The 18147-nt window shown below is 65.5% G+C and carries 18 protein-coding genes; 9 read left to right on the top strand and 9 right to left on the bottom strand.

Annotation, left to right across the window (positions count from 1 at the left end):
- Window positions 1-45: 45 nt before the first annotated feature.
- The 4 genes from N5D91_RS04945 to N5D91_RS04930 all read left to right on the top strand — a co-directional run bounded on the left by N5D91_RS04945 (window position 46) and on the right by N5D91_RS04930 (window position 4781).
- Window positions 46-1419: an aromatic acid/H+ symport family MFS transporter gene (locus N5D91_RS04945; RefSeq protein ID WP_180854391.1), complete on the top strand. Its 1374-nt coding sequence runs from the start codon at window positions 46-48 to the stop codon at window positions 1417-1419.
- 21 nt (window positions 1420-1440) lie between these two features.
- On the top strand, window positions 1441-2082 hold the full coding sequence (gene maiA, locus N5D91_RS04940) for a maleylacetoacetate isomerase (RefSeq protein WP_153855329.1): 642 nt from the start codon (window positions 1441-1443) through the stop codon (window positions 2080-2082).
- 60 nt (window positions 2083-2142) lie between these two features.
- Window positions 2143-3084, top strand: coding sequence for a transporter (locus N5D91_RS04935; protein WP_219634996.1), 942 nt, complete (start codon window positions 2143-2145; stop codon window positions 3082-3084).
- Between the two features lie 113 nt (window positions 3085-3197).
- Window positions 3198-4781 carry an EAL domain-containing protein gene (locus tag N5D91_RS04930; protein ID WP_180854392.1) on the top strand — a complete coding sequence of 528 codons (1584 nt, stop codon included), beginning with the start codon at window positions 3198-3200 and terminating at the stop codon, window positions 4779-4781.
- Window positions 4782-4799: 18 nt separating this feature from the next.
- Here N5D91_RS04930 and N5D91_RS04925 read toward each other — a convergent pair whose 3' ends face one another.
- Window positions 4800-5285 carry a DUF6265 family protein gene (locus N5D91_RS04925; RefSeq protein ID WP_180854393.1) on the bottom strand — a complete coding sequence of 162 codons (486 nt, stop codon included), beginning with the start codon at window positions 5283-5285 and terminating at the stop codon, window positions 4800-4802.
- Window positions 5286-5374: 89 nt separating this feature from the next.
- Between N5D91_RS04925 and N5D91_RS04920 the strand changes: the two genes are divergently transcribed.
- Complete coding sequence (locus N5D91_RS04920) at window positions 5375-6223, top strand: AraC family transcriptional regulator (RefSeq protein WP_180854394.1); 849 nt, start codon at window positions 5375-5377, stop codon at window positions 6221-6223.
- Between the two features lie 40 nt (window positions 6224-6263).
- Here N5D91_RS04920 and N5D91_RS04915 read toward each other — a convergent pair whose 3' ends face one another.
- From N5D91_RS04915 to N5D91_RS04905, 3 genes are all read right to left on the bottom strand, one after another.
- Complete coding sequence (locus N5D91_RS04915) at window positions 6264-7136, bottom strand: pirin family protein (protein WP_180854395.1); 873 nt, start codon at window positions 7134-7136, stop codon at window positions 6264-6266.
- A 154-nt stretch (window positions 7137-7290) separates the two neighbouring features.
- Window positions 7291-8193 (bottom strand): LysR family transcriptional regulator, encoded by a 903-nt coding sequence (locus N5D91_RS04910; RefSeq protein ID WP_180854396.1) that lies wholly within the window; start codon window positions 8191-8193, stop codon window positions 7291-7293.
- Window positions 8194-8281: 88 nt separating this feature from the next.
- A complete protein-coding gene (locus tag N5D91_RS04905; RefSeq protein ID WP_180854397.1) occupies window positions 8282-8707 on the bottom strand; it encodes a DoxX family protein in 426 nt (141 codons plus the stop codon).
- Between the two features lie 301 nt (window positions 8708-9008).
- On the opposite strand from N5D91_RS04905, the gene N5D91_RS04900 reads away from it, so the two are divergent.
- Complete coding sequence (locus tag N5D91_RS04900) at window positions 9009-9617, top strand: NAD(P)H-dependent oxidoreductase (RefSeq protein WP_164160491.1); 609 nt, start codon at window positions 9009-9011, stop codon at window positions 9615-9617.
- An 89-nt stretch (window positions 9618-9706) separates the two neighbouring features.
- On the opposite strand, the gene N5D91_RS04895 is transcribed toward N5D91_RS04900, so the two are convergent.
- The gene (locus tag N5D91_RS04895; RefSeq protein WP_110712309.1) at window positions 9707-10186 is read right to left on the bottom strand and encodes a GNAT family N-acetyltransferase; all 480 of its coding nucleotides are present in this window, start codon (window positions 10184-10186) and stop codon (window positions 9707-9709) included.
- A gap of 200 nt (window positions 10187-10386) precedes the next feature.
- On the opposite strand from N5D91_RS04895, the gene N5D91_RS04890 reads away from it, so the two are divergent.
- Together N5D91_RS04890 and N5D91_RS04885 are read left to right on the top strand one after the other, a co-directional pair.
- The gene (locus N5D91_RS04890) at window positions 10387-11145 is read left to right on the top strand and encodes an SDR family oxidoreductase (protein WP_180854398.1); all 759 of its coding nucleotides are present in this window, start codon (window positions 10387-10389) and stop codon (window positions 11143-11145) included.
- Entirely contained in the window at window positions 11138-12487 is a 1350-nt protein-coding gene (locus N5D91_RS04885; protein WP_258011537.1) for an FAD-dependent oxidoreductase, read from the top strand. The genes N5D91_RS04890 and N5D91_RS04885 overlap by 8 nt, the downstream gene beginning before the upstream one ends.
- A 55-nt stretch (window positions 12488-12542) precedes the next feature.
- Here N5D91_RS04885 and N5D91_RS04880 read toward each other — a convergent pair whose 3' ends face one another.
- The 4 genes from N5D91_RS04880 to N5D91_RS04865 are packed head-to-tail and all read right to left on the bottom strand — an operon-like array spanning window position 12543 to window position 17282.
- On the bottom strand, window positions 12543-13979 hold the full coding sequence (locus tag N5D91_RS04880; RefSeq protein WP_180854399.1) for an efflux transporter outer membrane subunit: 1437 nt from the start codon (window positions 13977-13979) through the stop codon (window positions 12543-12545).
- Window positions 13979-14878, bottom strand: a complete 900-nt coding sequence (locus N5D91_RS04875; protein WP_110712305.1) for an HlyD family secretion protein — start codon at window positions 14876-14878, stop codon at window positions 13979-13981. Before N5D91_RS04875 ends, N5D91_RS04880 begins: the two co-directional genes overlap by 1 nt.
- Window positions 14875-15093, bottom strand: a complete 219-nt coding sequence (locus tag N5D91_RS04870; RefSeq protein WP_097049098.1) for a DUF1656 domain-containing protein — start codon at window positions 15091-15093, stop codon at window positions 14875-14877. The genes N5D91_RS04875 and N5D91_RS04870 overlap by 4 nt, the downstream gene beginning before the upstream one ends.
- Complete coding sequence (locus N5D91_RS04865) at window positions 15090-17282, bottom strand: FUSC family protein (RefSeq protein ID WP_279922662.1); 2193 nt, start codon at window positions 17280-17282, stop codon at window positions 15090-15092. The genes N5D91_RS04870 and N5D91_RS04865 overlap by 4 nt, the downstream gene beginning before the upstream one ends.
- Between N5D91_RS04865 and N5D91_RS04860 the strand changes: the two genes are divergently transcribed.
- Entirely contained in the window at window positions 17204-18133 is a 930-nt protein-coding gene (locus N5D91_RS04860; protein ID WP_180854401.1) for an AraC family transcriptional regulator, read from the top strand. The two genes, N5D91_RS04865 and N5D91_RS04860, sit on opposite strands and share 79 nt — an antisense overlap.
- Window positions 18134-18147 lie beyond the last annotated feature (14 nt).

The raw sequence follows: 18147 nt of genomic DNA, 5'->3' as shown, positions 1-18147 counted from the left end.
ATTCCATTGCACAAGGCTGCGCATGGCGCGGCCAGGGGATGAATCATGTCTGCAATCCTGCGTAACGGCGCCGTCGACATCCAGGCATTCGTTGACGCGCAGCCATTGAGCGGCTTCCAGTGGCGGGTACTGGGTCTGTGTTTCCTGGTGGTCGCGCTGGACGGACTCGATACCGCCGCGATTGGTTTCATCGCCCCCGCATTGAGCCAGGACTGGTCACTGACTCCCGGCCAGCTCAATCCGGTGATGGTTGCTGCGTTGGCGGGGCTCGCCGTGGGCGCATTCGCCTGCGGCCCGCTCGCCGATCGCTTCGGCCGCAAACGCATCCTGATGCTGTCCGTGCTGTTCTTCGGCGGCTTCAGCCTGGCTTCCGCCGGGTCGGACTCGGTCGCGGGATTGAGCGTGTTGCGCTTCCTCACCGGACTCGGCCTTGGCGGTGCCATGCCGCAGGCGGTAACGCTGATGTCCGAGTATTGCCCCCAGCGCCGCCGCTCGCTGCTGGTCACCACCATGTTCTGCGGCTTCACCCTGGGCTCTGCGCTGGGCGGGATCGTCTCCGCGCACCTGGTGCCACTGTTTGGCTGGCGCTCCATCCTGGGGTTGGGCGGCGCGCTGCCCCTGCTCATTCTGCCGGCGCTGGCACTGTGGCTGCCGGAATCGCCGCGTTTCCTGTTGCTCAGGCCGGGCAATGAAGCACGTGTGGCAGCACTGCTGCGCAAGATCGCAGCGTTGCCAGCAGGGTGGTCCGGGGCGTTCCTGGATGGCGTGGCCCGTGATCCTGCCACGCAGGTTGGGCGCTCCCCGTTGCAGCTGATCATGGCACCGGCGCTGCGCCAGGGCACGGTGTTGTTATGGGGTGCCTTCTTCATGAGCCTGTTGATCATCTACCTGCTGACCAACTGGCTGCCGACGCTGATCAAGGGCACTGGCCTGAGCCTGAGCCAGGCGGCGCTGCTGACCGCCCTGTTCCAGATCGGCGGCACCATCGGCTCGATCGTGCTGGGGGCCACCATGGACCGGCTCAATCCCTACCGCGTGCTGGCATTGGCCTATCTGGCCGGCGCGCTCTGCATCGGCGCCATCGCACGCTTCTACTACGACTTCTGGCTGTTGGGCGCCTTCGTGGCTGGGGTGGGCTTCTGCATCAGCGGCTCGCAGGTAGGGGCCAATGCACTGGCGGCCGCGTTCTATCCCACTGCCAGCCGCGCCACCGGCGTTTCCTGGGCGCTGGGTGCAGGCCGCATCGGCTCCATCGTGGGTTCGCTCAGCGGCGGCGCCATGCTGGGCCTGGGCTGGGGCATCCAGGGCATCTTCAGCCTGTTGATGCTTCCCGCAGCGATCGCCGCACTGCTGATCTTCATCATGGGGCTGCGCTATCGGCACGCACGCACCACGACTGCGACAGTGACCGCGCACTGATTCCTTCCGTACGAGCCGATCATGATCCTCTACAGCTTCTTCAACAGCTCCACCTCCTACCGGGTGCGCATCGCCCTTGCGCTGAAAGGGGTAGAGTACCAGCTGCGCACCGTGGCCATCCGCAAGGGCGAGCAGTACAGCGCGGCCCATCGCTCGCTGAGCCCCATCGGTGGTGTGCCGGTGCTGGTCACAGATGACGGCGAGGTCCTGACCCAGTCACTGGCGATTCTCGACTACCTGGACGCCATCGCTCCGCAGGTACCGTTGTTCCCGACAGAACCGATGCGCCGCGCACGGGTGCAGGAACTGGCGCTCCTCATTTCCTGCGACATCCATCCACTCAACAACCTGCGCGTCCTGAAGTACCTGGAGTACGAGCTGGGCCTGGAGGCTGGCGAACGATCGGAGTGGTACGGCCATTGGATCGCCAAGGGCCTGGCCGCCGCCGAAATCCTGCTGCAACGCGCCGACCCAGCCACGTTCTGCTTCGGTGACACGCCGGGCGCGGCGGACTGCTGCCTGGTCCCCCAGGTCGCCAATGCGCTGCGCATGAACTGCGACCTGGCGCCCTACCCGCGCGTGCTGCAGATCCATCAGGCCTGCCTTGCACACCCTGCTTTCCAGGCTGCCGCACCGGAACGGCAACCCGACTATCCGGCCTGAGCCTCCGGTCGCGCTGCCAGCGCAGGAACGTGCTCATCACTCAACCTTGGGAGAGATCGCATGCGGCACCCTCCATATGCCATCGGTTCACGGCAGGCACCCTTCATGCTGTCCGTGCTGGCCCTGGTCGGCAGCAGCGTTGCGCTACCGGCACAGGCTGCACTTCCATCCGGCAACCTCGGGCTGACCTCGTTCAACGATGGCAAGTCCAAGCCCGGCAATCTGTTCCAGCAGTTCGTCAACGTTTACGAAGCCGACCGCTTCATGGATGCACAGGGCAGGCCACGACCGGTCGACAACGAGCTGCAGACCACCGTGCTGGCCACCTTCGTCGGCCGCATCACCGAGCACAAGGTCTTCGGCGCCTGGTACGGCTATGAAGCCCTGCAGCCGGTGCTGTTTGCCAATGCGGATTTCAACCCGAAGGTGAGCACCGGCAATGGCCTGGGTAATCTGAGTGTCAGCCCGGTCGTATTGCAGTGGCCCGAAACAACCCTGTTCGGGCGCCCCTACTTCCAGCGCCTGAACCTGCAGGTTCAACTGCCCACGGGCAGCTACCACCGCGACCGCGCCATCAACCCGAGCAGCAACGCCTGGGCGTTCAATCCGCACTATGCGCTGACCTGGGAGTTCGCGGACAACTGGGAACTCAGCTCTCGCATCCACTATCTGTGGACGGGCCGCAACAACGATCCAAATCCAGCCCTTGCCACCGACTACGTGCAACCTGGCCAGGCGCTGCATGCCAATGTCTCGGTCTCGCGTGCAGTGGGCCAGAACTGGCGTCTCGGCCTGTCCGGCTATGCGCTCAAGCAGATCAGCGCCGAACGCATCGACGGCAGAACCCGGGCCGATTCGCTGGAACGAATCAGCGCACTGGGCCCCGCCGTCCAGTTCGGCACCGGCAGGACCCGCATCATGGTCCACTACTACAAGGAGTTCGATGCGGCCAATCGCAGCGAGGGGGACCGCCTGCTGCTCCGCTGGTTCCAGTTGTTCTGAAGCCCGCTCACATCGATTCATGTAAGTGAAAGATACGCCCTCCCTGTCGCCCCGTGGGCTATGCTCGCCCTGCACGTCTGCACGCGCGAACATCGCCTCCCGGGGCTGGCGTCATGTCAAGCACGATCACGCAGCGAATGAGAGCCTGGCTCTTCCCCTGCACAGTGGCTGCGCTGGCCATCTGTGCGGCCATTGGCCTGCCCGTGGCAAGCCAGATCGGGATCGAGCAGATCTTCCAGGCCACCGAACGAAACGTGGCCATGGGCTACGCGCGGGATGTCCTGCAGCGCTCCGAACGGGTGTCAGCCACCTTGAAGGACGCTCTGGCGCAGCTGACACAGGGCGATCCGGCAACCTTCTGTGATCCCTCACGGGTCACCACGATGCGCCGTATCGCCTTGATGTCCCCGGACATCATGGCGATCGGCCATTCCCAGCAAGGTCGCCTGCTCTGCTCCTCCTTGCCGGTCCCGGTGGATTCGGTGGTGCTCGGTCCCGTGGAGTTCCGCGGCGAGTTCGATGTACGCACCAAAGTGAGCCTTCCCCTCGCGCCTTCACCGACATTCATGGCGATAGAGCGTGATGGCTTCGTCTTCTTCCTGTACAGAACGCACGTGATCGACCTTCCGCTCGATCGTGACGCTGTGGTTGCGACGTACTCCACGCTGGCGCGCAGGGTGCGGACCTCGCGTGGCGAGGTTCGCCCCGCCTGGCTCGCGGCCGGGCGCCGCGGCCAAGGCGTCAGCTTCATTGATGGCCGCTACGCGGTGGCCGTGCTGGAATCCAGCCGAAACGCCACGGGCGTGGTCGTCGCCTACCCGCGCAGCCGCTGGCAATCAGAGAAGCGCAGCATTGCCGGCGCCACGCTCGGCCTGGCGATACTGGCTGGCCTGGGGGTGGCGTCATGGGTGGTCCTGTGGGCCCGGCGACTGCTGAGCGTATCGGCCACTTCGCTGAAGCGAGGCCTTCGGCGCGGGGAGTTCAGCCTCCACTACCAGCCCATCGTCGAGCTGGAAACCGGACGATGGGTGGGCGTGGAGGCGCTGCTGCGCTGGCAGCGTCCAGGCGGAACCCCGGTCAGTCCCGCGATCTTCGTGCCGTTGGCGGAACGCACCGGGCTCATCGCCCGGCTCAGCCAGCGTGTTCTGGAGCTGGTCGCCGCAGAGAGCCCGATGCTGCTGGCGGAAGATCCCGATTTCTACATCGCCATCAATCTCGCCGGCAGCGATCTGGCGTCATCGAAGATGCTCACTCGACTGCGCGCACTCTCCGAACTGCCTGGTGCCAGCGGTCGCAACTTCCAGGTCGAGATCACCGAGTACAGCATGGTGTCCATCGACGCGGCCGGAAGCAGTATCAAGTTCCTGCGAGAAATGGGCATCCAGGTGGTACTGGATGATTTTGGAACAGGCTTCTCCAACCTTGGTTACCTGACCGAGTTCGCGCTGGATGGCCTCAAGATCGACCAGCAGTTCGTGCAACGCATCGGCAGGTCGGACACCGCCGATGCCATGGTCTTCCACATCATCGAGCTCGCCCGATCATTCGGGCTGCGCATCGTGGCCGAAGGCATCGAGACCCAGCAACAGGCCGATGCACTGGCAGCGCATGGAGTACGGCGTGGCCAAGGGTGGCTGTTTGCTCGTCCGATGCCGCTGCACGAGCTGCTCAAGGCGCTGCGGCGCCGCCACGATTGAATGGGCGCGCCGGACCGCTCACCGCCCCCGCTCCACCTCCCCCTGACCACCACAGCGCCGATAGTCGAACGGAATCCGCAGGGTCTTCCCATCCTCTCCCGGTCCGGAAATGCTGGCTTTCAGCTCGGCGCCATCGCGCCGGTACTCGATGCGGTTCGGGAAGTCATGCTGCGGGTTCTCGAACACCACCCAGTTCTCGCCGTGGTCGGCAATCACGAATGTGGTCGGCGCCACACCGTTGGGCTGCACATGCAGGCCGGCCGCCTTGCCGGCCGGCACCAGGCGCATGTACTCGAAAGACGCCATGCTGCCGCGGCTCAACGTCCGTGACATGCCAAGCAGGGCGCCGCCGGCCTCTGGCAGCCACACCTCATCAAGCCTGCGCTCCTCGGTACCACCGCACCAATGCCCGGCCAACCAGTCGAACCTACCCGGAGCAGCAGTGACTGCACTGCTTCCCAACGCCAGCCCTGCGCCCAGCACCACCAACGTCGACTTCAACATGCCCTGACCTCCTGGATCGGTTGGACGCAGGCTAGCGCCCCAGCCCCGGGGACGCTTGTAAAAATGCGCAGGATGACGTCCGATGCCGCATGGACTACCGCGAGCACCCTGCCCCCGACGACCTGCGTCGTCATGTCCAGTGCCTCTGGTGGCTGCGGGACGAGGCCCCAGCCCATGAGGTGCAGGTCATCTATCCCGATGGCCGGTGCGAGTTGCTGGCGGAACTTGGCGTGCCGCTGCATCTGCATGGGGCAGACGGCCGGATCCGCTCCGATCTGCCGTTCTGTTTCGCCGCACAGCAATGCGGCCCGATCCGCCTGCGGGCCGTTGGCCCGGTGTTCTGCATCGGCGTGCGGCTGCAGCCGGCCGCAAGCGCCTTGATCGCCGGTGTCCGCCTGCCCGGTCTTCGCGACCAGGCACCGGACCTGTACACGCTGGATGCCTCCTTTGCCGAGACCTTCGGTGCGGCCGCACGCACCAGCGCGGCAAGCGGCACGCCCGAGCCGTTATGGCAGGTGCTGCGGGAATGCTGTGCCAGCTTCACTTTGGACGAGCGCATCGAACAGGCCGTTGCGGAACTGGATGCAGCGGAAGGCGACCTGCGCATCGCCGAACTGGCGCGGCGGCTGGGCATGTCCCTGCGCAGCCTGCAATTCCGCTTTCTGGCGGCCGTGGGCATGACGCCGAAAGAATATGCCCGCGTATGCAGGCTGCAGGCTCTGTTGCACACGCTGGATGGAGAAGCCACCAACATCGCCTCCGCCGCAGCGCGCCACGGCTACAGCGACCAGGCCCATGCCACGCATGACCTGGTGCGATGGACCGGCGTCACGCCCGCTCGACTGGTCCACGCGCTGCGCGGTGATCGCGGCAGCGACGATGCACTGCGGCTGGCTGCCGCCTTCGTGCGCGGAAGCAGTAGCGGCCACTCACGATAGCCGGGCCTCACCCTCCTGCCCTGCTCCAGAGCCGACTCCATCAGCCAGCGCTTCCCGCCGCCCGGATCTGCGTACCCAGCTCGCGGATCCGCGCCTCACCCGCGTTCAGTGCCTGCGGGCTGGTATGGACCGAGTAGTAGCCGGTTGCCAGTGGATACGGATGCCGTGCTGCGGTACCGAACACGAACTCGGTGTCCTCACGGGCGAAGAACGCAACGTCCTGGCCACCTTCCTCGAAGACCACCAGTTCACCTGCACCGATCGCTTCGGGTACACGCAGCGAGCCCACGCTCACCGCGGCCCAGGCCACGTCATGTCCCGGCGGCGGTTGGAACCGCCACGAATCCCCGGCCGCCAGCTTCACCGAGAAGTAGTTGATCGGTGCCGGGGCATCGATGGGGCTGCGGGCCCTGCCGTACGTTCCCAGCAATACGGTCACCGGACCTTCGCTGCGGATCTCGCCAGGAGAGAAGTAGCGGCTGAAGGGCGCGCCCAGTTCCAGTGCCGGCGGCAGTGCAAGCCACAACTGGAAACCGCGCAAGCGATCGGAATCACCGAATCCGCCGCCGTGCCAGGCGCCACTGCCGGCCTGCATCCACTCCATCCAGCCGGCCTCGATACTGCCCTGGCGCCCCTGGTCGTCTTCATAGTCGACCGCCCCTTCCAGCAGCCAGGTGAGCGTGGCGATGCCCGAATGCGGATGCAGGCCAAGCGCAGCGGCTCTGGCACGCGAAAGATCACGCGCATCGATAAGGTCGAGGAAGACGAACGGCTTGAGACGTTCGCCCAGGTCGGAAGGACTCACCAGCCGGGTGATGGGTCCGTGGCTGCGGCCGCGGGTGCGATGCACGATGCGGCGCACGGAGGCGACCGGAGGGATCGCAGTGGATTCGGAGGGGTGGACGGCAAGCATGGCGTGATCTCCTTGGAAGCAGGGTTCGAACGACGCGGCGGCGTCGTACGTCCAAGGTAGGCATCGGCCACGCATGGCAGTAGCCGGTCAGATCGGATTTCACCCCTCCATTGCTGGAGCAATCGCTGCCGCGCTGAAACAGCTACCGCCCGATTCAGGCGTCCACCAGCTGCCCCTGCACCAGATGGGTCGTGGCGAACTCGACAAACGCGCTGGCGGCGCGAGGCAGCTGCCGCCGGCTCTGGTACACCACGAACAACTCCAGCCCATCAATACGGTAGTCGGGCAGCACCTGGACCAGCTTCCCTTCCCGCAACGGCTGCGCCACCATCGCCTCGGTCAGCAGCGCGATGCCCATGCCGGCCACGCAGGCCTTGGTCAAGGCCAAGGCCGAGTTGGCGCTGAATCGCCCGCGCACTTCGACCTCGGCGGGGCCATCCGGCCCCATCAAGTGCCACTGCGTGCGCCCTGAGCCCGAGGGCACGGCGATACAGTCGTGCGTGGACAGCTCCTCCAGTGCGCTGGGCGCTCCCCGTGCCTCCAGGTAGGCCGGGCTGGCCACCAGCACGGCACGGTTGTTGCCCACCCGGCGCGCGATCAGTGTTGGCCCGGTGACTGCACCTGCACGAATCGCAACATCGATGCCGTCAGCGACCAGGTCGGCGCGCGCATCATTGAGCACGAACTCCAGGCGGACCCTGGGATGGGCCTGCAGGAATGACTGCACCCATTCCAGCTGGAACCAGTTGAAGAAGTCCACCGGCGCGGCGACGCGCACCTTGCCCACCGGCACTTCACTTCCCTCGGAAAGCTCCAGGGTGGCGTCCGCCAGCGCCTCGATCTGCTCCACGCTGCGTGCGTACAAGCCCTCACCGGCATCGGTCAGGGTCAACTTGCGGGTGGAACGGTGCAGCAGCCGGACGCCCAGCTGCGCCTCCAACTGCTGGATGCGCCGGCTGGCGGTATTGGAGGGCATGCCGACGCGGCGCGCGGCCTCGGCGAAGCTGCCGGCCTTGGCCACCTGTACGAACAGGGCCACATCATTGAGGTCGATCACCCGCGGTCTCCATGCACACGACTCCGGTACGGAGGCCCCTGCATTGTGTTGCAAATGGTGTCGCCACGCTCAGCGCGGCGCCCTGCCCTCATCGGGCCTTGCGCGCATCCAGGCTGAATCGGCCGGCGCCGTTGGTGGCCAGCATCAGGAATGCACCGGCAATGGAAACATTCTTGAGGAACATGATCATCTGCGTCTGGTCTGCGAAGTTGTTGTGGAACAGGAAGGCGGTGACCAGGGTGAAGCCGGCAAGCAACATGGCGACCAGCCGGGTCTGCCAACCCGCTGCGATCGCCAGCGCGCCACCGATCTCCGCCAGGATCACCAGCGGCAGCATCAGCGCGGGGACACCGACCGAGGCCATGTACCCCGCCGTGGCCTCGTAGGCGCTCAGCTTGCCGAATCCCGACAGCAGGAACAGTGCGACCAGCAGGAGGCGGCCGAGCAGTTCGACTGCGCCCTGCAGGCGGGTGGAGGTCGAGGTACCAAGGGGTGTTGTGGAATAAGTGGACATGTCTGCATTTCCTGGAGGCGTGTTGAAAGAAGAGGGTCGGTGGCAGCGGCAGGAACGACGACATCATCACTGCCAGCGGGACGCACTCTAGGTGCCCCTTCCACCGCCCACTAGCCGACCCAGGGGGAATACACCCGTCCATTCATGGACGAATCCACCCGCAGTGGGATTGCTCCCATCCGTGGACGAATGAAATCCGCTGCGACCGGCTAGTGGGGCCCAATGCCCGCAAATAGAGTGCAGCCGTGGCCCATGGCAGTGCGTTCGCCGGGCCCGTCCTACCTCCACTACGAGAACCGCCATGAAGCTCCTGCACATTGATTCCAGCATCCTGGGCCAGCAGTCGGTCAGCCGCCAGCTCACCGCCCAGCTCATCGAGGCTGCCCGCCAGCAGCATGACGACGTGAGCGTGACCTACCGCGATCTTGCCCTGGCACCGGTCGACCACCTTGCCCCGCCCCACCTTGCCGCCGCCCAGGGCGCCCCCATCGAAGCGGATGCCCTGCAGCAGGACGTGGCGCTCGGTGCCGACGATCTGGATGCCTTCCTGCAGGCCGATGTCGTCGTCATCGGAGCACCGATGTACAACTTCAGCATTCCCAGCCAGCTCAAGGCATGGATCGACCGCATCGCGGTGGCCGGCAAGACCTTCCGCTACACCGCACAGGGGCCGGAAGGCCTGGCGGGCGGCAAGCGGGTGCTGATCGCCTCCACGCGCGGCGGCATGTATGCAGGTGATGCGCCCGGCGCGGCCATGGATCATCACGAAACCTACCTGACCAGCCTGTTCGGCTTCCTGGGCGTCACCGACCTGCAGTTCATCCGGGCCGAAGGTCTGGCAATGGGCGACGATGCGCGTGCACAGGCACTGCGGCACGCCCAGCTGGACATCGAGCGCGTCTTCGCCTGATAGCTGTGCCGTCGGCGGTACACATCGCCACGGCATTTCAATCCCATTCCGCCCGACGCACCGAAGCCGATGGACAGCGATATCGCTGTCTACAGGAACCGGTGCATCACATATACATCAACCAACCCCAGCGACCGATGCCGGAACGCCGCAGGTAGCGTCCCGACCACGGCGAAGCCCAGCTTCCGATACAGCTCAACCGCTGGCGCATTGGTACTGACCACGTAATTGAACTGCATGGCCAGGAAGCCTTCCGATCTGGCGCGATCAAGACTGTGCTCCACGAGCGCCCGGCCAATGCCGCGACCTTGCACCCGGGGATCGACCACATAGGTAGCGCTGGCCACGTGCGCGCCCAGGTCTGGATAGTTGGCACCCATCTTGTACATTCCGGCCACGCGCCCTTCCAGAACGGCCACAAAGGCCGCCTGCACTCCGAACCAATGGCTCCGAAAGGTCCCGGCCTCGAAGGTGCCGGCGAACGGAAGCGCATCTTCCGTCGCAATGGCGGCCTGGAAGATCGCCCACATGGTCTCGATGTCGTCCGCGCTGGCAGGTCGGATTTCCATGCGGTTCCTCGCGGAGTGGCGTGATGGACAAGGCGGACACTAGCAGAATCCAGGCACGAACAATCCCGCAGGTAATGCGGACGCCTGCACATGGGATTGAGAGCTGCCAGAGCGCCCAATGGATGCAGAACCCGGCGCCGGCCAGTGAGCCACAGCGCATGGGCCTCTCAACCCATGATCCACAGCACAGAGGCGTTCACATGGCACGTTTGAAGGAAAAAGTAGCAATCATCACCGGCGCGGGTGCCGGCATGGGGGCGGCCGATGCCCGCCTGTTCGCGCGCGAGGGCGCCCACGTCTTCATCACTGACATCCGCGCCGACGCGGCACAGGCCATTGCAGCGGAGCTCAGTGCTGAAGGCCTGTCGGCCACGGCCCTGCCCCTGGATGTCACCCGCGAAGACCAGTGGAACGACGTGGTCGACCAGGTCATCGCAACGCACGGCCGCATCGACGTCCTGGTCAACAATGCAGGGCTTCCCGGCCCTTTTGATACCTGGGACAACGCCACGCTGGAAGGCTTCAACGCCATCATCCAGCTCAACCTCAACAGCCATTTCCTCGGCATGAAGGTGGTCAGTCCGCACATGAAGCGCGCGGGCAAGGGCTCGATCGTGAACATGTCGTCCATCTGTGGACTCGTGGCCATCACCGGCATCCATCCTGGCTATTGCCCCTCCAAGGGCGCCAACCGCCTGCTTGCCAAGGGGGCTGCTGCCGAGTTCGCCAGCTTCAACATCCGCGTCAACTCGGTGCACCCGGGCATCATCGATACGCCACAGAACAAGGACCTGATCGCCAACGATGGCGCCAACCATGGCATGCGCTCACGCATCCCGCTTGGTCGCTTCGGACGTGCAGAGGAAGTTGCCAATGTGGTGCTGTTCCTGGCCAGCGACGAAGCGTCCTATGTCACCGGTGCCGAGATCGTTGTCGATGGCGGCTACGTCATTGTCTGAGCCCACCCGGCGCGGGACGGCCTTGCCCTCGCGCCAACAGGCACACCCCATGTCAGATCAGAAGAGAATCGTCATCGTCGGCGGTGGCATCGGCGGCTTGCTGCTTGCGACCCAGCTCGGCCAACAGCTGGGTCGCAGCGGTCGTGCCGCCGTCACTGTGGTGGACAAGAGCCCCACCCATATCTGGAAGCCCATGCTGCACACGCTGGCCGCGGGCACGCGCAGCCTGCAGCAGCAACAGGTGGTATTGCTGGCGCATGCCAGCGAGCACGGCTTCACTTACCAGCCGGGGGAAATGCGCGGCCTGGACCGGGAATCGCGGGAAGTCCATATCAGCGACCTGCGCTCACCCGACGGAGAGTTGCGGGTACCTGCGCATCGAATCCCCTACGACGTGCTCATCCTCGCCATGGGCAGCCATGCCAATGATTTCGGCACGCCCGGCGTCCGCGAGCACTGCCACTTCATCGACAGCCTGGCCCAGGCCGAAGTCTTCAATGATGCACTTCGAACCCGGGTGATGCGTGCCATGGCCCAGGACGACCGCCTGCGTGTGGCCATCGTCGGGGGCGGTGCCACCGGTGTGGAGTTGGCTGCGGAACTGAGTCGGTTGCTGGAACTCGCGTCCAGCTATGCAGACCCTACCCTTCGTGATCGCCTGGATTTGACCCTGCTGGAGGGAGGCCCACGCATCCTGCAGGCGTTTACCCCAGCGATCTCGGCGTCGGCCACACACCAGTTGCGCAACATCGGTTTCCAGGTCCTGACCGGGGCATCCGTGATCGCCGCCGAGGCCGAAGGCTTCCGTCAGGCCGATGGCAACCTGGTTCCCGCAGACCTCATGGTCTGGGCGGCTGGGGTGAAAGGCATCACGTTTGCAGAGGGCCTGGATGGGCTGGAGCTCAATCATGCCAATCAGGTGCGGGTGCGCCCCAGCCTGCAATCCACAACGGACGACACCGTCTTCGTGCTCGGGGATGCCGCAAGCCTGACCTTGGCCGGTGCCACACGCGCCCTGCCACCTACGGCGCAGGTGGCCACCCAGCAAGCACAGCATCTGGCCCGCCACCTTCCGGCCTGGCTGGAGGGCCGGCCGCTGCCCGAGTTCGCGTTCCGTGACTTCGGTGCACTCGTTTCGATCAGCGATTACAACGCCTTTGGCACGCTGGGAGACTTCGGATTCTTCCGTGGCGCGTCGATCAAGGGGCGATTCGCACATCTCAGCCATGCGCTGCTTTATCGCCGCCACCAGCATGCGCTGCACGGCTTCCGCAAGGCGACCCTGCTGTGGATGGCCGAACGCCTGAACGGCTGCGTCCAACCCCGCGTTCGTCTTGCCTGAGGAGAAGACGGTGCTTCGGGGCCAGCCATGGCCCCGATTGCATTCCGGCCCTTCCTTACGACTCCCATCCTCCTCCCAGCGCCAGGAACAGGGCGATGCGGCTTCGAGCGACCGTCGCATCGGAGGTGGCGACGGCCTGCTCGGCCGCCGCAAGGCTACGCGCCACATCCAGCGCTTCCAATGCCGATACTGTTCCCGCCTTCAGCATCTGCTGCTGTTGCGCATGCGCCAGTCGGGCCGCCCCGCGCACATCCACCAGTACGGCGTTCTCTTCCAATGCCTTGGCATAGGCTGCCGCGGCAATCTCTGTTTCCGACAACGCCTTGAGAACTGTACCGTCGAAGGCGGCGAGTTCAGCCCGTGACGCCGCGTCGGCAGCGTCTATCCTTGCCCGTGCCACGGAGCGGTTCGGAAAGCTCCATGACACCAGCGGGCCTACCGAATAGCGCAGTGCGGAATCGTCGAACAGATGGTCCAGTCGACGCGATGTGGCACCCGCACTCAAGCCAAGATGCACACTGGGATACAGGCCCGCCATCTCCACACCGATTCGTGCCGTGGCCGCTGCCAGTCGACGCTCGGCCGCACGTACGTCCGGGCGCCGTCGGATCAGGTCAGCGCCCTCGCCCGCTGGCACCACACCGGCCATGGTCGGAATCGAGGTGCAGTGCTGGTACTGCGCATCCAGTTGCGAGGGTGCCTGTCCCAGCAGCAACGCCAGTCGTGACAGTGCGGATTGCTGGCCGGCCTGTAGTGGCGGTATCTGCGCCTGCAGCTGCCCAAGCAAGCCCCTGGCGCGGGTTACATTGATGGCTGGCTGCTGCCCGGCCTTCCACGCACGCTCGATCAATGCCAGCTCCGAGGCCTGCAGCTGGATGGAACGTGCCACCACCTGCTGGCTCGCGCCGGCGGCGCAACTGTCGGTGTACACACGCACCACGTCGCTGACAATACCGATGGTGGCCAGGTCCCGCGCCGCAGCGACGGCCTCGGTCTGCGCGTCCTGCGCCTCGAGGAGCCGCTTTACCCGCCCGGCCAGATCAAGATCGTAGTCGATGCTGATGCCAGCATCGAAACTGGCATGCACGCCTGCACTGGATCCAAGACCAAGGCTGGAAGCCTGGCTGGCACCTGCCCCGGCACTGACAGCAGTACCCACACCCGCTGCGGCGCGGACCTCCCGCGCCTGAGCACGGGCCTGCTCCAGCCGCGCCTGTGCGATCCGCAGATCGGTGTTGGCGGCAAGGGCGCGCTGCACAAGGGCATCGAGCGCGGGGTCGTCGTACAGCCGCCACCATCGTTCTGGTAACGGAGCATTGCTGACGGCCGCCGGCGCTCCCTGTACGGGTTCGATCGATGCAAACCCAAGGCCTGCAGCCGGCGGTACCGGAGGCCGGTAGTCCGGCCCTACGGTACGGCACGCGCTGATGGCCAGCACGATGCACATCGGCAGTACCCGCCGGACAACATGCCCATAGGGAACGGCGCGCATCATGGGGTCCTCCCCTGCGAATCGTCTTCGATCAGGGTCACCGTGGCGGTGCGCCCCGCGATCATCGCCATCCCTTCAGGGATTTCATCCAGTTCGACCCGCACTGGAATGCGCTGGGCCAGCCGGATCCAGGTGAACGTCGGATTGACGTTCGCCAGCAGGGTGCCATTTGCAGTCACACGCTCACGGTCATCGATGCCCGGTGCCAGGCCGGCCACGTGGCCACGCAGCGTGGCGGCCTCACCCATCACATGAACCTGGACCGGTGCACCTGGATGGATGCGTGGCAATTTGGTCTCCTCGAAGTAGCCTGCGACGTGATAGCTCTCGCTGTCGACGATGCTCACCAACGGCTGGCCTGCGCTGGCGTAGGTGCCGGGGCGCAACGAGAAATTGCTGATGGTGCCGTTCACCGGCGAACGCACGGTAGCGCTTTCAAGATTCAAGCGCGCCAGGTCCCGCTCAGCGATGGCCTGGCGATGACTGGCCGCTGCCTCTTCAGCCTGCGTGCGGCGGGCAGCGATGTCCTGGTCGGATGCTACGCCGACCAATCCACCGTAGCGCGAAGCCTCACGGCGCGCAGAGCGGGATCGCTCCGCAGCCAGTGCCACCGCGGCGTCCGCCCGTTCCAGGGCATTGGCCAGGCGGTCACGGTCCAGCACGAACAGGACCTGCCCACGCTGCACCTGCTGGTTGTCTCTCACATGTACTTCAGAGACGCGGCCGGAGACCTCGGTGGCCAATGCCACCACGTCGGCGCGGATCTTGCCGTCACGGGTCTGTGGCGCACTGATGTAGTAGCTGTAGATGTGCCAGGCCACGAACGCAGCAATGGCACTGAACATGAGGGTAAGGGCTTGCCGGGCAACGGCAAGCAGCAGGGGTTGCAGATTCTTCATGACGATGTGCGCCAGACAAGCGGAAAGAGAACCATGAGCGCGCCGACGAGCATCACCAGCAGCGACAGGTCGAACAGAGGGCGATTGCCGAGCAGCCGATAGGCGCCAATCCGATCCAGCACGCGCGACAATGCAATGCGCAGCACGAATCCGATCAGCAGGCACGGCAGCAACGGCGAGACAAACAGTCCAGCCAGGTCGAGCTCTCCGATCATGCTGCCTCTCCGTTCTGCGCCGGCACCGGCTCCAGGGCCAGGCGCAGGTGAACCAGTGCATCGGTCAGTGCGTCGCCTTCCGGGCTGCCCAGCAGGATGTCGCGTCGCAGCACCCGGTCGAGGTGATCGCCCAGCATTCCGGGCGACGCTGCGCCCGCCAGTTCACGGTGGAGTCGACGCATCAGCGCATCCAGCAAGTCGCGTTCGATCCCTGTCACATAGTGGGTGGCACGTTGCAGGTGCACCAGGCTGTGGCCGAGGCGAAGCTGCCGAAACAGGTGCGCTGCCGCCACCGCATTCGCGCCTGTGGCACGGGCGCCAAGCTGCCCGATGCGATCGAGATCGCGCTCAAGGAAGGCGTCCTCCACGTCGCGATCCGCGGTCCGGTTTAGCGTCGCCAGGTCCTGCCGCCCGTCCTCCTGCAATCGCTTCGAGGCCGCTTCGGCGCCCATGCGCTTGACCAGCAGCAGGCAGAAGAAGCCGATGAAGATGCCGATCAGGGTTCCCGCGGCCATGTCCAGGAAGGTGCCGAAGTCCTGGGGCTGGTAGTGACTGGCCAGACCTGCATTACTGAGTGTCAGCGCCAGCAGCAGGATCGCCAGCGGCTCCTCGATGCTCCACACCGCCAATGGCAGGATCACCAGTGCACACGCAAGTGCGAATCCAGTGAAGCTCTGGGCCATGGGCAGAAGCAGGTATCCCAGTACCACCGACAACGCGACCGACAACGCGGCGAAGCGACCGAACTTCATCGCAGCCAGATTGGCACCATCGAAGATGCCGAAGAAGGCCAGCGTCACGGTGCCCATGATCAGCATGTTCGGCCCCTGTGCCCAGCCGGTCGCCCACCACAGCAGGCAGATCAGCGCATACGCGAGGGCGCAGCCACCGCCGATGCGGAGTGCGTGATGATGATCCGGCGCGAGCGGCAGTGGCTGGCTCGTGGCCAGGCTGCGCTCCAGATGCGGCGGCAGCGGGTCACCCTTCTCCAGGGCATCATCCAGCACCTGGATATCGGTCCATGCCTGCTGTGCACGGGCCAGGTCGCGCTGGCGTGTTGCCACGATGCGCGCGCGCCAGGCCGGGTCATGCAGGCGCGAGCTGCCCGCGGTCGTCGCTTCCAACGCTCCGATCAAGGGCACAAGACGCGCCAGCCGCCGCTGCAGCGCAAACAGCAGCCGGTGCTGGCGATTGCTTACCGTGCTGTCGAAACGCAGCTGCTCGGCCACCAACGAGAGCGCCGAAAGGTCGGCCACGGCCTTGAGCCGATGCTGCGCAGCCACGTCCGTAGCCACGTTGCCAGCGACCGCGTCGTCCAGCCACTGCCTGACCTCTGGTAGCCAGCGGCGCAGTCGGGTTCTCACCGAAGGGCCCAATGCGGTTGGCGCCAGGCCGTCCACCAGGGTGATCGCGGCGATGCCGATGCAGATCTCGGTGACGCGCAGCAGCGCGATGTCGAACAGGCGCCCCGGGTGTTCCACGTTGCCCACGGCGATCAGGCACAACGTGACGGCAAACAACTGCAGCGCATATGCCCGTGGGGTGCGGTTGGCCGCCGCCACGGTGAAGCCCAGCGTGGCAACCACACCACTGGCCAGCACCACTGGGAAGGAAAGAATGCCGAACAGGCCGCCGATGGCCAGCGCAGTCACGCCGGCACCGAGGGTGCCCAGTAGACGGTACAGCGCTTTGGAGCGGACATTGGCCGAGATTGGATTGGCCAACGCGACGCAGGTCACGCTGGCCCAGTAATTCTGCTCCAGCCCGAGGTGCACGGAGGCGACGAACGCCAGCATGCAGGCCACATAGAGCTTCAATGCGAACAACAGGGTGGCCGCCGCATTCATGCCGGCCACCGCGATTCTGGAAGTGGGTTCACGAGGAAGGGCCCGGAAGGCGCAGGGCGGCAAGCGCCATGCCGCCGAGGAGGAAAGATGGATCGGGACGCAGGCCGGCGACCGGCACGTCCAGCCGGAAATTCTAGGAACGGAGCATGGGCGGTACCATTCGCCACCGTTCGTGGTTGATGTGCAATCGTCCGCCCGCTTCGCGCCGGAGACGGGGTTGGCGCGGTACGCTATGTGCGGCCCTTCTGTTGCCGTTCTGGTGCATGGATCCTCTGTCTGAAGTACTAACCCTGCTCCGCCCCACCCATACGCGCACCGCAGCGCTGGATGTGGCGGGCCCATGGTCACTGCGTTTTCCCAACCGGCAGGGCATCAAGTTCTGTGCCATCGAGCGCGGGGAATGCTGGATCTCCGCCGAGGGCGGCCAACAGCTGCAGCACCTGCAGCAAGGTGACTGCTTCCTGCTCAGCAAAGCCGGCTCGTATGTCCTGTGCAGCGACCCTCAACTCGCCCCTGTTGATGCAGCCTCGGTACTCGACCTCGAAGCCACTGGCCGCAGGACGCTGCACGGCGGCGGCGACCATCTGATCATCAGCGGCAGCTTCCGCTTCGCCGATACCGATGCGGTGCGCGTCCTCGACCCCTTGCCCGGTATCGTGCAGGTGTCACATGGCGACAGCGAGGCCATCCTGCTGCGCCGTGCGCTGGCCCGCCTTGCCGAAGAACTGGTACAGCCACGCCCGGGGGCTGCGCTGGTGGTCGAGCACCTTGCCCATCTGATGCTGGTGGAGATGCTCCGCCTGTTCCTGTCCTCCGAGCACCCTGCCCTGCCGCCCGGCTGGATGCAGGCCATGACCGACCCGCGTATCGCCGACAGCATCCGCGCGATGCACGGCCAGCCGGCCCGTACCTGGCGGCTGGATGATCTTGCCAGCATCGCGGCCATGTCACGCACGGTCTACGCCGGCCGCTTCAAGCAGCTGATGGGCGTTTCGCCCATCGAGTACCTGACCAACTGGCGCATGCTGTTGGCCGCCTCCCGCCTGCGCAGCACCCAGCAGACGCTGGCACGCATCGCGGCAGACGTGGGCTACAGCTCCGAATTCTCCTTCATCGCAGCCTTTACCCGGGTGATGGACGTCGCACCGGGCCGCTATCGCCGCCAGGTCCGCACCAGTATCGATGCGGACTGACGACGGCAGCCAGG

The organism is Stenotrophomonas sp. GD03794 (genome assembly GCF_029842145.1).
Classification (GTDB): Bacteria; Pseudomonadota; Gammaproteobacteria; order Xanthomonadales; family Xanthomonadaceae; genus Stenotrophomonas; species Stenotrophomonas riyadhensis.
This window is presented reverse-complemented; position numbering and strand designations above follow the sequence as displayed.

Bases quoted from the DNA above. Each gene is read 5' to 3' on its own strand.
- N5D91_RS04870 (WP_097049098.1), bottom strand. From the start codon at position 15,093: ATGATCGGAGAGCTCGACCTGGCTGGACTGTTTGTCTCGCCGTTGCTG.
- N5D91_RS04900 (WP_164160491.1), top strand. From the start codon at position 9,009: ATGAAGCTCCTGCACATTGATTCCAGCATCCTGGGCCAGCAGTCGGTC.
- maiA (WP_153855329.1), top strand. From the start codon at position 1,441: ATGATCCTCTACAGCTTCTTCAACAGCTCCACCTCCTACCGGGTGCGC.
- N5D91_RS04865 (WP_279922662.1), bottom strand. From the start codon at position 17,282: ATGGGCCCGCCACATCCAGCGCTGCGGTGCGCGTATGGGTGGGGCGGA.
- N5D91_RS04890 (WP_180854398.1), top strand. From the start codon at position 10,387: ATGGCACGTTTGAAGGAAAAAGTAGCAATCATCACCGGCGCGGGTGCC.
- N5D91_RS04930 (WP_180854392.1), top strand. From the start codon at position 3,198: ATGTCAAGCACGATCACGCAGCGAATGAGAGCCTGGCTCTTCCCCTGC.
- N5D91_RS04935 (WP_219634996.1), top strand. From the start codon at position 2,143: ATGCGGCACCCTCCATATGCCATCGGTTCACGGCAGGCACCCTTCATG.
- N5D91_RS04895 (WP_110712309.1), bottom strand. From the start codon at position 10,186: ATGGAAATCCGACCTGCCAGCGCGGACGACATCGAGACCATGTGGGCG.
- N5D91_RS04915 (WP_180854395.1), bottom strand. From the start codon at position 7,136: ATGCTTGCCGTCCACCCCTCCGAATCCACTGCGATCCCTCCGGTCGCC.
- N5D91_RS04875 (WP_110712305.1), bottom strand. From the start codon at position 14,878: ATGAAGAATCTGCAACCCCTGCTGCTTGCCGTTGCCCGGCAAGCCCTT.
- N5D91_RS04925 (WP_180854393.1), bottom strand. From the start codon at position 5,285: ATGTTGAAGTCGACGTTGGTGGTGCTGGGCGCAGGGCTGGCGTTGGGA.
- N5D91_RS04905 (WP_180854397.1), bottom strand. From the start codon at position 8,707: ATGTCCACTTATTCCACAACACCCCTTGGTACCTCGACCTCCACCCGC.
- N5D91_RS04880 (WP_180854399.1), bottom strand. From the start codon at position 13,979: ATGCGCGCCGTTCCCTATGGGCATGTTGTCCGGCGGGTACTGCCGATG.
- N5D91_RS04945 (WP_180854391.1), top strand. From the start codon at position 46: ATGTCTGCAATCCTGCGTAACGGCGCCGTCGACATCCAGGCATTCGTT.
- N5D91_RS04920 (WP_180854394.1), top strand. From the start codon at position 5,375: ATGGACTACCGCGAGCACCCTGCCCCCGACGACCTGCGTCGTCATGTC.
- N5D91_RS04860 (WP_180854401.1), top strand. From the start codon at position 17,204: ATGGATCCTCTGTCTGAAGTACTAACCCTGCTCCGCCCCACCCATACG.